At 40.6% G+C, this 14,435-nt stretch carries 12 protein-coding genes; 7 read left to right on the top strand and 5 right to left on the bottom strand.

The features are described from left to right. The first annotated feature begins 109 nt into the window (after nucleotides 1-109). A complete protein-coding gene (locus CYP84_RS02495) occupies nucleotides 110-556 on the top strand; it encodes a DUF411 domain-containing protein (protein WP_021090169.1) in 447 nt (148 codons plus the stop codon). Between the two features lie 39 nt (nucleotides 557-595). Here the strand turns inward: CYP84_RS02495 and CYP84_RS02490 are convergent, their stop codons facing one another. Continuing rightward, nucleotides 596-1,909, bottom strand: coding sequence for a sodium-dependent transporter (locus CYP84_RS02490; RefSeq protein ID WP_103636565.1), 1,314 nt, complete (start codon nucleotides 1,907-1,909; stop codon nucleotides 596-598). Between the two features lie 170 nt (nucleotides 1,910-2,079). Here CYP84_RS02490 and CYP84_RS02485 point away from each other — a divergent pair, with 170 nt between their 5' ends. Further along, a complete protein-coding gene (locus CYP84_RS02485) occupies nucleotides 2,080-3,420 on the top strand; it encodes a hemolysin family protein (RefSeq protein ID WP_103636564.1) in 1,341 nt (446 codons plus the stop codon). A gap of 405 nt (nucleotides 3,421-3,825) precedes the next feature. Here CYP84_RS02485 and CYP84_RS02480 read toward each other — a convergent pair whose 3' ends face one another. Genes CYP84_RS02480 through CYP84_RS02470 form a run of 3 tightly spaced genes read right to left on the bottom strand, consistent with a single transcriptional unit; the run spans nucleotide 3,826 to nucleotide 5,956 of the window. After that, nucleotides 3,826-4,482 carry a sugar transporter gene (locus tag CYP84_RS02480; protein ID WP_103636563.1) on the bottom strand — a complete coding sequence of 219 codons (657 nt, stop codon included), beginning with the start codon at nucleotides 4,480-4,482 and terminating at the stop codon, nucleotides 3,826-3,828. 9 nt (nucleotides 4,483-4,491) lie between these two features. Next, on the bottom strand, nucleotides 4,492-5,382 hold the full coding sequence (locus CYP84_RS02475) for a DUF3137 domain-containing protein (RefSeq protein WP_103636562.1): 891 nt from the start codon (nucleotides 5,380-5,382) through the stop codon (nucleotides 4,492-4,494). A 10-nt stretch (nucleotides 5,383-5,392) separates the two neighbouring features. Then, complete coding sequence (locus tag CYP84_RS02470) at nucleotides 5,393-5,956, bottom strand: LemA family protein (protein ID WP_103570467.1); 564 nt, start codon at nucleotides 5,954-5,956, stop codon at nucleotides 5,393-5,395. A gap of 158 nt (nucleotides 5,957-6,114) precedes the next feature. Here CYP84_RS02470 and CYP84_RS02465 point away from each other — a divergent pair, with 158 nt between their 5' ends. Genes CYP84_RS02465 through CYP84_RS02455 form a run of 3 tightly spaced genes read left to right on the top strand, consistent with a single transcriptional unit; the run spans nucleotide 6,115 to nucleotide 8,113 of the window. After that, a complete protein-coding gene (locus tag CYP84_RS02465; protein ID WP_009295312.1) occupies nucleotides 6,115-6,960 on the top strand; it encodes a fumarate hydratase in 846 nt (281 codons plus the stop codon). A 9-nt stretch (nucleotides 6,961-6,969) separates the two neighbouring features. Continuing rightward, nucleotides 6,970-7,530, top strand: coding sequence for a Fe-S-containing hydro-lyase (locus tag CYP84_RS02460; protein WP_103573063.1), 561 nt, complete (start codon nucleotides 6,970-6,972; stop codon nucleotides 7,528-7,530). A gap of 43 nt (nucleotides 7,531-7,573) precedes the next feature. After that, complete coding sequence (locus CYP84_RS02455) at nucleotides 7,574-8,113, top strand: L-cystine-binding protein TcyA (protein WP_103636561.1); 540 nt, start codon at nucleotides 7,574-7,576, stop codon at nucleotides 8,111-8,113. Here the strand turns inward: CYP84_RS02455 and CYP84_RS02450 are convergent. After that, nucleotides 8,091-8,564 (bottom strand): cysteine permease, encoded by a 474-nt coding sequence (locus CYP84_RS02450; RefSeq protein WP_103636560.1) that lies wholly within the window; start codon nucleotides 8,562-8,564, stop codon nucleotides 8,091-8,093. The genes CYP84_RS02455 and CYP84_RS02450 overlap by 23 nt on opposite strands. A 94-nt stretch (nucleotides 8,565-8,658) precedes the next feature. Between CYP84_RS02450 and CYP84_RS02445 the strand changes: the two genes are divergently transcribed. After that, on the top strand, nucleotides 8,659-9,033 hold the full coding sequence (locus CYP84_RS02445) for a RidA family protein (RefSeq protein ID WP_103636559.1): 375 nt from the start codon (nucleotides 8,659-8,661) through the stop codon (nucleotides 9,031-9,033). A gap of 86 nt (nucleotides 9,034-9,119) precedes the next feature. Next, on the top strand, nucleotides 9,120-14,183 hold the full coding sequence (locus CYP84_RS02440) for a retention module-containing protein (RefSeq protein WP_103636558.1): 5,064 nt from the start codon (nucleotides 9,120-9,122) through the stop codon (nucleotides 14,181-14,183). Nucleotides 14,184-14,435 lie beyond the last annotated feature (252 nt).

Genomic DNA, 14,435 nt, shown 5'->3' with positions numbered 1-14,435 from the left:
TCACGGGTAGCGCGACACCCGGTATCTCACCGGTCTAATTCGTCGGCAGCGTCAGTGGTGTATAAGAGACAACTATATCATTTTGGAAATTTTAACGTAAAGGAAAATGATGAAGAAATTTGCATTTTTAGCTCTTAGTCTTTGTGCGACCTTGGCGCTTGCGGCCGATATGAAGGTCTATAAAAGCCCAACTTGCGGTTGTTGTGGCAACTGGGCCAATGCTATGCAAAAGGCTGGCTTTAGCGAAGAGACCATAAAAGTAGATGACATGGTCAAGGTCAAAAAAGAATTTCACGTGCCACTAGAGCTTTCAAGCTGCCACACAGCTATCGTTGATGGCTATGTTATCGAGGGTCACGTGCCAGCAGATGAGGTCAAGCGCCTGCTTGAGCTTAAACCAAAAGATGTCGTTGGTATCGCAGTGCCTGGCATGCCTATGGAGAGTCAGGGCATGGAGCAAGGCGGCAAAGCCGAGCAATACGACGTCATACTCTTTAAAAAAGATGGCTCGCAAGAGGTCTTTGCTACTTACATCGGCTCTAAAAAGCTAAAATAACTTCAAATTTAGACTTAGCTCGTCTTTTGATGGGCTAAGTTAAAAAGAAATTCCCTTGCTAATGGCGATGATGCAGAGCAAAAAGGCTATTGGCACATAGATAAATTTACCCACAAAATACCAAAATGAGCCGTAAGTTTTATTTGCTCCTGAATTTACCTCGTCTAAAATTTCTTCTTTTTTAATGATCCAAAACCAAGATATTGCGCCGATGACTGCGCCGATTGGGATAATGTAGATAGAGACAAAGTCCATCCAAGGCCCCCAGCTACTAATAGGCTCCATAAATGCTCCAACCCCAAAGCAAACTACGCAAAGTAGAGCAAGCACCCAAAATCTGCTAAGGCGCGGGAATTTATGCATAAGCGACTCAGCCACGACCTCAAACATATTTTGAAGTGAGGTGATACCGCCAAAGATGACCGCGGTAAATAGTATGATCGCAAAAATTTGACCGCCGATCATATTTTGTAAAATTTTAGGAAGCGTTACGAAAAGTAGCTTTGGACCCTCAGCTGGATCCATAGCGTAGGCAAAGACCGCTGGGATCATAACAAGCGCTGCTACAAGCGCTGCAAGCGTATCAAAAAATGCCGTAGTTTTGGCGCTTTCTACGATGTCTTCATCTTTTGAAAGATATGCTCCATAAACTATCATGCCAGAACCCGTGATAGAGAGCGAGAAAAAGGCTTGACCCATCGCAGTGACCCATACCATCGGATCTTCAAGCTTGCTAAAGTCAGGGATAAATAGAAATTTATATCCCTCAAGTGCGTTTGGCAGCATCGCGACATTTATAGCCAAAATGGCAAATAACACGAAAAATAGCGGCATCATTATTTTATTGGTCTTTTCTATACTTTTTGCTCCAAAAAATAGCGTAAGAAGCGTGCCAATAATGACTATGAAGTGATATGGCAGGACTGAGTACTCATGAAGCGCAAATGAGTTAAACCAAACATTTGTATCAACGCTCATAAATGAGCCAGTAAGCGCCTGGGTAAGGGCTTTTAGCACGTAAGCGATGATGACAGCGTAGCCGATGGCTATGCAAAGTGAGCCAGCAAGTGGAAGCCAGCCGACGATACTGCCGATGACGCCTAAATTTCTACTTTGCCAAGCAAATTTATATGATCCTAGCGTGCCAGTCTTTGCTCGTCTGCCGATCGCATACTCTGCGCTTAAGCCAACGTAAGAAAAAAGTGCCACAAAAAAGATGTAGATGAGTAAAAACGCTCCACCACCATTTGTGCCAAGCTTATAAGGAAAGCCCCAAACATTTGCCATACCAACGGCTGAACCAACTGAGGCTAGTATAAACGCCCAGCGTGATGAAAAATTCTTTTTACTCATTATCAAATCCATAAATTTAGTGATAAAAATAATGTTACCAAAATATGATTTAAGAACTTTTTATATCTTTTAAATTTAAAAAAGGTTGTTACTTTTGGGCGTGGCTAATTTGACCGCTAAATATAAATTCGCTATAATCAGCCAAAATTTTTAACTCTTAAGGATCATAATTGTACCCCAGTAGCGATAACTCGCTTTTAATGGTAATACTTGCCATTATATTCATTTTACTAAACGCATTTTTTGTTTTGTCGGAATTTTCCCTTGTCAAGGTTCGCAAGTCTAGGCTTGAAGAGCTTATCAAAGAGAAAAAGCCAAACGCCCAGCTTGCTTTTGAGATGTCAAACAAGCTTGATACCTATCTTAGCGCCACTCAGCTTGGCATCACGCTAAGCTCACTCGCCCTTGGTTGGATCGGTGAGCCAGCAGTCGCAAGGCTCATAGAAGCCCCACTTAAAAATGTTTTTAATCTTAGCGATATCTTAGTTCATACAGTCGGCTTTGCGATCGCATTTACTCTTATCACGCTACTTCACGTCGTTATGGGCGAGCTTGTTCCAAAGTCAGTCGCCATAGCCAAATCAGAATCAGCAGTGCTTAAAATCGCTCGTCCGCTTCACTTTTTCTGGATACTTTTTTCGCCTATCATAAAGCTTTTTGATATCCTAGCTACATCTGGACTTAAAATTTTAGGCATCCAGCCAGCAAAAGAGAATGAGCTAGCACACTCTGAAGAGGAGATCAAGATCATCGTTGGCGAGAGCTTAAAGGGCGGTGTGCTTGATAGTTTTGAGACTGAGCTTATCAAAAATGCAGTTGATTTTAGTGATACGGTCGCAAAAGAGATCATGACGCCAAGACGCGACATGATCTGCATAAATAAACAAAAGAGCTTTGAAGAGAATTTACAAGTCGTTTTTGAGTCAAAATATACTCGCTATCCTTATATAGACGGCTCAAAAGATATCATTTTAGGCATGATACACATTAGAGATATCTTGCAGCTACACTTTAGCGAGGATAAAGAGAAGAGCTTTGACGCGATCGTGCGTAAATTTGTCATCGTGCCTGAGAGCCTTTCTATCTCAAAAGTGCTTGTGATGATGAACAAAGAGCAAATTTCAGCTGCGCTTGTCGTCGATGAGTACGGTGGCACGGCAGGACTTCTTACGATGGAAGATATCATGGAAGAGGTTCTTGGCGACTTTAACGACGAGCACGATGAGGTCGATCAACACTATAAAAAGATAAATGAAAACATCTATGAATTTCAAGGCAGATACGACTTAGAGAGCGTTGAAGAGGTCCTTGGCATAAGCTTTGATGAAGAGACCGATCAAGTAACGATCGGCGGATATGTCTTTAATCTCATCGGTCGTTTGCCAGTAGTTGGCGACAAGATCGAGGATGAAAACTGCTACTACGAGGTGAGAAAGATGGATGGAGCTAGCATCTCACGCGTAAAAGTTAGAAAAAAGATAAAAGAAGAAGAGGAGCCTGCTCAGGCTTAGTTTATAAATTTAATGGCTTTTTTGGCCATTAAATTTAAACTCGCAAAATCATAAAAAATAGAGCAAATTTAAGTGGCATTGCACTTTTTAAAGGCTATAAGCCCTTAAATTTAACTTTTAAAACCGCAAAATTTAAAGCGACACCACCTTTTTCGTAAATTTGGTTATAAATTTTAAAAATGGCTTGCGAGTTTTAAAATTTATCATCTGCTTGCAAAAGTAGTCATTTGAGCGATCTTGTTTGTGATATTTAAATTTACTAAAGCTAGTTAGCCTTGGCGGGGAGATATGATGTCACGAAATTTCGTCATAAATTTCTCTATTACGATCATCTAGGCTGCAACAAGAGAGCTAAATTTCTTTTGTTAAACCTTAAACAACGCCTCTTAATAGCTCTTTTATAGTCTAGTTTTTATCTTGATAAAAGCGTGCTAGATCTTTGCCGTGCTTTAATGCTAGCTCGTAGTACGGCGTGTCTGGGTCCTCGCCTATCATCTCGTAGAGCTTTTTACGAAGCTCTGGTAGGAGGCGAAGATCGCTATAATCTATCCTCTCTTTATATGCTGGCAAGCCTTGTAAAAGCAGGGCATTTGAGTAGTTTATGCCGCCAGTTTTGCTGCCAGTAATGTTAAATTCATTCTCATATTGCGCGCGAGTTAAGCCAGTTGGTATGCTAAGCTCTCCTCGTTGTAGGCAAATTTTGTCATTGCTACTGATGATATACTCTGGAAATTCTAACTCTTGGTAGTTGATATCTTCGTGATCATAATAGACCCACTTTATAGCGTCTTTATTTTTGCGGTTGAAACTGCTTTTGTAGATGAAGCTTCCCGGGATGATAAATTCACGGCTTTTTAGCGCTGGCGTATCTGCTATATCTTTATAAATAGCAACCAAGTAGCAGTCACTAAAAAAATCAAACGGCCAAAGAAGCCCCTCGTTTGCTCGCTTTACAAGGCGGTTTTTAATATCAACTAAGATTTTGCCAAAGAAATATCTTTTGTAGTAATCATTATAGACGTAAAATATGTCGCCTTCTTTGAGCTTTGTCTTATCTGGCATTTTATAAATTTAGCTCTTCCAGATGTTTTTGTTTAGCTCCAGATCGTGCACGATCTCTACAAAGTCGCTAACTCCTGCGATGTAGTTTTGCACACTCTCGTTGCTGTTTATCGGCTTTTTAAGATCAGGCTCAAAGCTATCTTTTCTAAGATCGATCGCGATGAAAATTTCATTTTTTAAAAATGCCGCCGAAAGCGGAGCGTTAAATTTAGTCCTTAATCTAGTTAAATTTTCCATCAGCTTTGGCGTCAGAGCGTATCTTGCAGCGATCTGATCGGTCGCGTAGGTTTTAAAAAGCTCGTTAAATTTAGGATTATCCATCGTCGCTTGCTCGCCATCGCTTCTTAGATCAGAAGTTCGCTTTTTATCGCAGACGTAGATCGTAGCGTTTAGCTCTTTTTTAAACTCAGCCTTTAGCAAGATGCCTTGAAATTTCACCGTTGTAGAGGTGCTTTTTTCGCCTTTTACTTCTTTTGCCGCATAAAAATCGCAAAGCTTAAACTGCGTGTTATCGATCTGTCCGTAGATCATATCTTCTGCGTAGTGTCTATTGACATCAGCGTCATAAATTTTTAAAAAGTCATCCAAACTTAGCCCACCATTTGCGCTGAAATTTAGACCATAGTTTTTTACGATGACGCCAACTACTTTTTGTTTAAATTTTGCTACAAGTTCGTTTTTTAGCCCATTTATCGTCTTGCCAAGATAAAAAACTCCGCCGATTAACAAAAAGAAAAATAAATTTCCAAGGTGCAGTGACGCCAAAAAACCAGTTGCAACTATGATGCCAAGAAAGCCATAAGCGATCATTTTAAAGGCTTTTTGCCCCATGGCAAGGCGCTCTTTTTCAAGCTCGTCAAGGTCGCTTAGATCGATGCCTTTTAGTTCGTCTGCTTGCATTTTTTATGCCTTATTTTTTAAAAAGATCACCGACGTTTGGAGCAACTGCTTCATTTTCAGGGATGTCAAAAAATACATCTTTGTGAAAGCCAAACATTGAAGCTACGATGTTTGAAGGAAACATCTGTGTGGCGTTATTGTAAATTTCAACGGCTGAGTTGTAGGCACGGCGCGCAGCTGAAATTTGCTCTTCAACCTCGTTTAAAGTGCTTTGAATTTGAAGTAAATTTTGATTTGCTTTTAGATCAGGGTAGTTTTCTACGCTCACTCTTAAACCATTTAGCAAGCCTGAAATTTTGTTATTTAGCTCAAATTTCTCCTCATTTGTTGATGCGCTTCTAGCACTCTCTCTAAGGGCAGTGATGTTTTCTAGCAAGCTTTTTTCGTGCACCATGTATTCTTTTGCAGTGGCTACTAAATTTGGTATGAGGTCATATCTTCTTTTTAGCTGCGCGTCGATGCCAGCCTCCACGCTTTTTACTTGGTTTTGCTTTGCAACAAGTGAGTTGTAAAGGCTGATGAAAAAGACAAAAATGACTGCGATAACAAGTATCACGATGACTAACGAATTCATAACTTTTCCTTTGAAATTTAAGTTTGTTGTAGTTTATCCAAAGTTGCTTAAGAGTATTTAAACACCGATGGTGGGTGGTTAAATTTAATATTATAATTTAATCTTAAATTTTACATATAATTTATATAATTAAAAATTGTTTTTTACGAGGAGGATAAATGAGAACGGTAAACGTAAAAGATATAAAAGAGACTGTTGCAAAGCTTTGCAAACAAGCCTGTTACGTCGTTACACCAGATCTAAAGGCTGCTTTTACAAAAGCTCAAACCACTGAGAGCTCATCTCTAGGTAAAGATATCTTGGGCAAAATTTTGCAAAATGCCAAGCTAGCAGAAGAGGGCGTTGCACCTATTTGCCAAGATACAGGTATGACGGTTGTCTTTGTAGAGATCGGCCAGGACGTGCATATCGAGGGCGGATATATTGAAGATGCGATCAATGAGGGCGTTGCGAAGGGCTACACTGAGGGCTATCTTAGAAAATCAGTCGTTGCTGAGCCGCTTTTTGAGAGAAAAAACACTACAAACAACACCCCAGCCGTCATCCACACTAGGATCGTCCCAGGCGATAAGCTAAAGATAAAAGTCGCTCCAAAGGGCTTTGGTAGTGAGAACAAATCAATACTAAAAATGCTTGTGCCAGCTGATGGCATAGAGGGCGTTAAAAAGGTATTTTTAGAGGCTGTAAAATACGCTGGACCAAACGCTTGCCCTCCAATGACGATAGGCGTTGGCATAGGTGGCACTATGGATAAAGCAGCACTTCTAGCTAAACAAGCTGCAGTTCGTCCAGTAGATAGCAAAAACGCCGATGCAAGATATGCAAAACTTGAAGATGAGCTTCTTGAGCTTGCTAGTAAAACAGGCGTCGGTCCTCAAGGACTTGGCGGCGATACAACTGCTATAAAAGTAAATGTCGAGTGGTATCCAACTCACATCGCAGGCCTACCAGTAGCCATAAACATCAACTGCCACGCTGCACGCCACGCAGACGCCGAGCTTTAAGGAGATAACATGTCAGAAGTAAAAAAAATAACAGCACCATTTGATAAAGAGGTGGTAAAGAGCCTAAAAGCAGGCGACAATGTCCTAATCTCAGGCACTATTATCGCAGCTCGTGATGCCGCTCACAAGGCGCTAACAGAGGCTCTAGCACGTGGCGAGAAGTTGCCAGTTGAGCTAAAGGGCGAGACTATCTACTACGTCGGACCAACTCCAGCCAAGCCAAACCAAGCTATCGGCGCAGCAGGCCCAACAACAAGCGGCAGAATGGACAAATACACACCAACTATGATAAATGAAGTTGGTATAAATGGCATGATCGGTAAAGGCTACCGAAACGACGCCGTAGTCGAGGCTATGAAAAAATCATGCTGTGTTTATATGGTCGCTATCGGTGGTATCGGAGCGGTCATTAGCCAAAGTATCAAAAAATACGAAGTCTTGGCATATCCAGAGCTAGGACCAGAGGCAGTTGCAAGACTCACAGTAGAGGACTTCCCAGCGATAGTCGCTATCGACTGCGAGGGCAATAACTTCTACGAAGTCGGTCAAGCACCTTATAAAAAAATATAAATTTGATCCGCTAGCAGCCTAAGCTAGCGGAATTTCTCCCAAAATGAAAACTTTTTGCAACGATCAAGCAAAGCCACTACTTAAATTTTTTACGAGCACCAAAAGTGAAATTAGAAATTTAAAGCTAAAGCAAATTTTAAACGAGGGCTTTATCTCAAAGCCACAAGGGATATTTTTAAAAGCTGCCATAAGAAAAAGGCAGAAATTTGAAGAAAATAAGACGCAAAATGAGTGGTCGCTAAATGAGATAGTGGTCTTTGAAAGCGAGTATGAGAGCCCTGAAGAGTATTTTAGTGATGTGGGGTCGTTTGTTGTGAAATTAGCTGATAAATTTAGAACAAGTGGCATTAGCGAGGAGTTGGTCTTTGCTGTTTCGTTTCAAGCGTTGCAGTTTATCACGCTGAGTAGCGAAGAGTTTAAATTTATATATGAAGACTACGATGAGAGCACAAACTCCGCTCACATTAAAATTTACGCCAAAAGAGAAAACGACGAAATTTTACTATATAAAGATAGGATAGGGGGCTACAAAACCGAGGCGCTAATCGTTTACGAGATGGCTAGTAGTAGCCAAGACACATAGTCTCGGTCAGTTTTATGCGCTTTTCAAAGGGCGCTGGCGAGAAAAATTTGCACTTTTCGATGTAAATCCTATACGAGTAGTTAAGCTCGAAATCATCATAAAATTTCTTTAAATTTAAAAATTTGATACCGCAAATTTCATGAAATTCAAAAAGCTCATAAATTTTAGAGCCATTTTTGGCGACAAGGTGCGAAGGGGCAAGCGAGGTAAATGAGCAAAAGACGCCAGTTGGCACAAGACCATTTAATGGCGTGCAAGCCTCTAGTGCGCTTTTAAATTTCTCTGGGACGCTCTTTTTTCTAAGAAAAACGATGCGTGAGTTTTCAAATTTGGCGCTGATAGCATGTTTCCAAAAAAGATAGGCATTTGATGAGATGCCGGCGTTTTTGGCAAGCTGAGCACCAAGCACGTAGTCATCTAAAAATTCGTTTGGTGCAAGGGTTATTTGCATCTTTGTCCTTTTGAAATTTTGCTCATTATAGCCTTTGGTGCCTAAAAATTTAGAAATTTATAGTAGGATTTTGCCAAATTTCAAAGGAGAAGATATGAAAAAACAAATTTCAACAAAGAACGCCCCACAAGCGATCGGACCATATTCTCAGGCGATTAGCGCGAATGGATTTTTATTTATTTCAGGGCAGCTTGGCGTTACACCAGCGGGTGAGTTTGCAGGTAGTAGCGTAGAGGCTCAAGCGCATCAGTCACTTACAAATTTACAAAACATTTTGGCTGAGGCTGGACTTAGTTTTGATAATGTCGTAAAGACTACGATCTTTTTAGCAGATATGGCAGATTTTGCTAAAGTAAATGTCACATACGCTAAATTTTTCAAAGAGCCATATCCAGCTAGAAGCACGGTAGCTGTGAAGACTTTGCCAAAAGATGCACTTGTAGAAATTGAGGTTATCGCAGCACAATAATGTCACAACTGTACCCAAGTACAATATACAAAGAGGATTAAAATGTCTTAAAATTACATAAAATTTATTTTACGATAAGGATAGACATGCAAACTCAAGTAGGAGTAATCAAACAAATCTCAGGCTTAGTAGTAGCTGTAGATCAAAATGGCGTTAGCCGCGTTTTAAAAGTTGGTGACGCTTTATATCTTGGGGAGGTTATAAAGACCTCTTTGGCTTCTTCTAAAGCCGTAGTTTCAATGGACAATGGCAAAGACGTCACCATCTTGGGTGATGAGTCGTTAAAGCTTGACGAAAATGTAGCCGCAGGAGAAAAACCAAATACCGTAGCAGATGTTAGTGACTTGCAAAAAGCGTTGTTAAACGGCGAGGATCTAACAAAACTAGAGGAGACTGCCGCTGGTGGTAACGCAGCCGCAGCTGGTGGTAGAGATGGCGTTAGCCTTGGTGCAGCGTCGTTTGATGAGGGCGGTCACTACTCAAATATCAATGAAAATTTCCGCTCTATAGGCGACCTAAACAGCGCAAGAGGTGCTGAGAGGATAGGCGGCGTAAGCGGCGCAGCCGATAATGCTGGTGGTGACGCTGGTTTTGTAGATACTACTACCCCAACAGTAACTCTAGATCCAATTAACAACACTTCAACAGTAGTAACTGGTAAGGTTCCAAATCCAGATCCAAATACCACTGTAGATGTTAAATTCCCTAATGGTAGTGTAGTTAATGTCCCAGTAAATCCTGATGGTACATTTAGTGTTCCTACACCAAATAATGAACCACTAAAACCAGGTACTGAGGTAAAAGTTACTCCAAAAGATGATGCAGGCAATGGTACTCCAGCTACTACTCCAGTATCAGACGTAACTACCCCAACAGTAACTCTAGATCCAATTAACAACACTTCAACAGTAGTAACTGGTAAGGTTCCAAATCCAGATCCAAATACCACTGTAGATGTTAAATTCCCTAATGGTAGTGTAGTTAATGTCCCAGTAAATCCTGATGGTACATTTAGTGTTCCTACACCAAATAATGAACCACTAAAACCAGGTACTGAGGTAAAAGTTACTCCAAAAGATGATGCAGGCAATGGTACTCCAGCTACTACTCCAGTATCAGACGTTGTGCCGCCGCAGGTAGATCTCACTCCAAAAGCTGACGGCACAGTTGATGTAGTGCCTCACGACAATGACGCGACAAAGGTTGAAATTTCATACACAGATAATAACGGCAACTCACAAACTATAACCGTGGTCAAAAATCCAAGTGCTGGCTGGGTTGTAGATAGCACTCCTGGCAAGACGACAGCTCCAACAGGTGCTTTTAAACTTGATCCAAATAGTGGCAAGGTCACTATCAGCGACGATGCGACAAAAGATAACACTCCAGTGATCGCAAAGGCTACTGATGGCGCTGGCAACACAGCCACAGGCGAGACTACTGCTCCAGATAAATTTACTATCAAATTTAATGATGACGCAGATGGCAACGGCACTATCACAAGAGGCGAAAACTATGCTGAAGATGGCGCAAAAGCTACTGCAACCATCAGCATACCAAACCTTGCAAAGGACGGCAGCAAGATCCACGTTATAGGCACTGGTATAAATGACTATTACACAGTTCATAAAGATGCTAGTGGCAACGTTACAAGCGTTATAGATACAAAAGGCAACAATGTATTTGACGGCGATAATGGCATAAAGGTTGGCTATAACTATAACCACTACCAAACAGCCCTCGGAAATGCAGCTAGTATCACAGCTGAGCTAGAAGGCACAACCCTTAAAGCTACTTCAAGTGTTAAATTTGAAAATGTTGGTAAGGCTGAAGTTAAATTTGTTGAGCTTGATGAGCATGGTAATGTTCTAAATGAAAAATCAGATCAAATAACAAATCAAAATAGAAATACAGCTATGCTAGATGGTGATATCAACCACACCACAGCACGCATCTCACTACCTGAGAATGTTCAAGATGGCGATGTTGTAACTGTAAAATATGGATATGGACCAGATGCAGCCTCTCTTGCAAAAACAGGTGGCACAGATACGACTGCTTATAAATATTTCTTAGTTCATAAAGCAGCTGATGGCTCTATGACGGTTGATCAGATCGCTTCAGCTGATGATATGACACCTATAAAAACTGGTCTTACATCTACAAATGGCACTGGCGAGAAATTTGGTATAGATATCCACGATATGCCAACAACTACCTATAATCATACACACGCACGTGGTATAGAAGTGACCGTAAAAGGTGATGACCGTGCAGAGCAGTCTAACGGAAATACATGGATATTTAGAGATAGCATGGAGGCTCCGAAGGTTGAATTTATAGAAGGCAACAAAGTCTATAATCCAAGTGTTTCAGGAAGTGGCTCAGGCGCACTAAATGCTGGCATAAGCGTAGCTGACGCTATAAAGGACGGCGATATCAGTCACACTACAGCTCGCATAACATTGCCAAAAGTGTTCTCAGACGGCGATAAACTAACAGTTGCTGTAACTGACTACAACAAAATTTATGCTGACACTGGTGTAAAACAATACCCAGCACATAACCCAGAGCCAACATTTGTTAAGGCATTTGTCATTCACAAAGCGGCTGACGGCACTGTGACTTTTGACGAGGTCGATGCAGTTGGCAATGTCACACATGCAGGCATCCCAGCGCTAAATAACAACGCTATCGAAATAACTGGCGTGCCACTATATAATATGTATGAAAATGGCGTTTTGAAGTCAGATTATGTCCATGCAACTGGTGTTGATGCTACTATCACAGACCACCTTAACCTAAATGGTAACGACAGTGGAAGCAATTTAAGTTTTGCATTCTTAGCAAACGTAAATGTTGTCACTATCACAGAGGTGATCGACGACGTTGCAGGTGGTGTAGATCACGGCAATATCAAAGATAACGACGTAGTAGTAAATGGCGTAACTAAAAAAGGACTAACAAACGACAGCACTCCGACATTTAACGGCAAGGCGGACCCTAACTCAGTAGTGGAGCTATATGATGGCACGACTAAGATAGGTAGCACAACAACTGATAAATTTGGCAACTGGTCTATCACTCCGGTCACTCCACTTGGTGAAGGTGCTCATAGTATCACAGCTTCATCTCCAGCTTCAAATGCGATCAAGGCCTCTGACCCAGCTACTATAACAGTAGATACAAGTACTAAGGTTACATTTGATAGCGTTATCGATGATGTTGCAGGTGGCGTTGTAAATGGTAATGTTAAGGGCAATGATGTGACAGTTGAGGGCAAAACACTAAAAGGCCTAACAAACGATAACACACCAACTTTATCAGGCAAGGCAGAGGCTGGCTCAACTGTAGAGATCTTTGATGGTACAAACAAGATCGGTCAAGTAGAGGCAAAAGCTGATGGTTCTTGGAAATTTGAAGTGAGCACTCCGCTTAGCGACGGCGAGCATGAGCTTAAGGTAAAAACTACTGACAAAGCTGGCAACACAGCCGAGGCTGCCCCAGTAACCATAACTGTTGATACGAAGATAGTGGATGCAAGAGTTGAGTTTATCGAGGATAAAAACAATGATGGTAAATTTAGCTGGAATGAAAATCTTACCAATGAGCATCCTGGACGCTTATCTTGGAAGGCGATCATCCCACAAGACGGCTCTGTAAAAGCTGGCGATATATTCCACTATAAATGGGATGAAACTGGTTGGCATGAGCGCCCAGTATCTCAAGCTGAAATAGATAGAGGCTATATGGGCGAGATGAAAAACAACCAAGGTCAGGCAAACGGCAAAATAGGTGTTTTTGGTATAGGCTCTAACGGTGACTCTTATGTTGCAGAGGCTTATTTTAGTGATGCTGCTGGAAATATAGGTAAAAAAGGGCAAGATGAAATAGTATTTGACTTTACTGGCGCACCTCGCACAAAATTGGATGCTAGCGCTATTTATGGAAATGGTGATGAAACTTTCTTGCTTTTAGATCATGGAAGAAAGAGCGATCAAAAAATCACTGAAGCAGCTAAAGGAAAAACTGTAGAAATAGATGTTAAAACATTTACTCATGGTGCGGAAGTTAAATTAGACAATGGTGATGATATCGTAACTGTCAACAATAAACATGGCTGGGGCTGGATAAATGAAGACTCGAAGCTAGATTTAGGTAGAGGCAATAATACACTAAATGTAGGTACAAATATCGACAAATCAACAGTTATAGCAGGAAATGGCGATGATGTAGTAACTGTTGGAAAATGGCAACATGCTAACGATAGCTATATAACAAATCACTCTAACATAAATTTGGGTGATGGTAACAATAAATTAACGGTTGGCACAAACATAGATAGCTCTAAAGTCGCAACTGGTAGTGGAGATGATGTTGTAGAAGTTGGCGGCTATATATTAAATGCTAGTGGAAAAATAGCCGGAACCAATGAAGAGTATGGTGTAAATTTAGGTAATGGTGACAATAAACTAACCGTTGAAAATTATATTAAAGGAAGTATAGTTACAACTGGCGATGGGGATGATATAGTAAATGTTGGTAACTACGTAACAAACTCTATTATAAACTTAGGTGACGGAGATAATGCTTTAACTGTTGAGTCATGGATAAATGGTGACACTAAGATTATCTCAGGAAAAGGTGCTGATACTATTAACATTGATGATGATTTTGATAAATCTACCCTCTTAACTGGCGCTGGCAGTGATAAGGTTACTATTGGCGGAGATGTAAAAAATAAATCATCATTGATAGATTTAGGTGCTGGCGATGATACTATAGCCGTTGGTAATATTGAAAATGGTAAAATCGATGGCGGAGATGGCTATGACAAATTAGCTATTACCAACCCAGGCAGATCTATAAATTTAGATAGCATCGCAGATCATGCACATAACTTTGAGGAGCTTAATATCTCTAACAAGAGCCAAAATACTACTTTAAGCGTAAAACTAAGTGATGTCATAAGCTTAACAGATGGTGATAATACACTAAAAATAACAGCTGATGCTGGAGACAAAGTAGAATTTAAAGATACTGGCTGGCAAAAAGGTGCATCAACTGACGGCTATACCGCATATACAAATGATACTAGCGGAACAACTGTTACTATCGAGATCAAGGACGAAGTAACACAGCCTATGTAATCATAGATGTAAATTTGCTATCAAAGTGGTGGCGTTAAATCAAACGGAGAGCAAGGAAGCTCTCCAAATTTCTACATAAAAAATAAAATTTAAATTTGTAAAATATTTTGCAATTATTTCAACTATTTTTAAGCATCCCTCATATATAATTCCAGCTCACGAAACGAGAAACCACCTTTAACTTCAACGTTAATAAAGCCTTTTTCTTATCGTTGTTCTTTTAATTTACAATTGTTAAACTATTAGTCAATC

The organism is Campylobacter concisus (genome assembly GCF_002912425.1).
In the GTDB taxonomy this organism is placed as follows: Bacteria; Campylobacterota; Campylobacteria; order Campylobacterales; family Campylobacteraceae; genus Campylobacter_A; species Campylobacter_A concisus_AH.
Note: the sequence above shows the minus strand (reverse complement) of the source record. Positions and strands in the feature narration are given on the sequence as shown.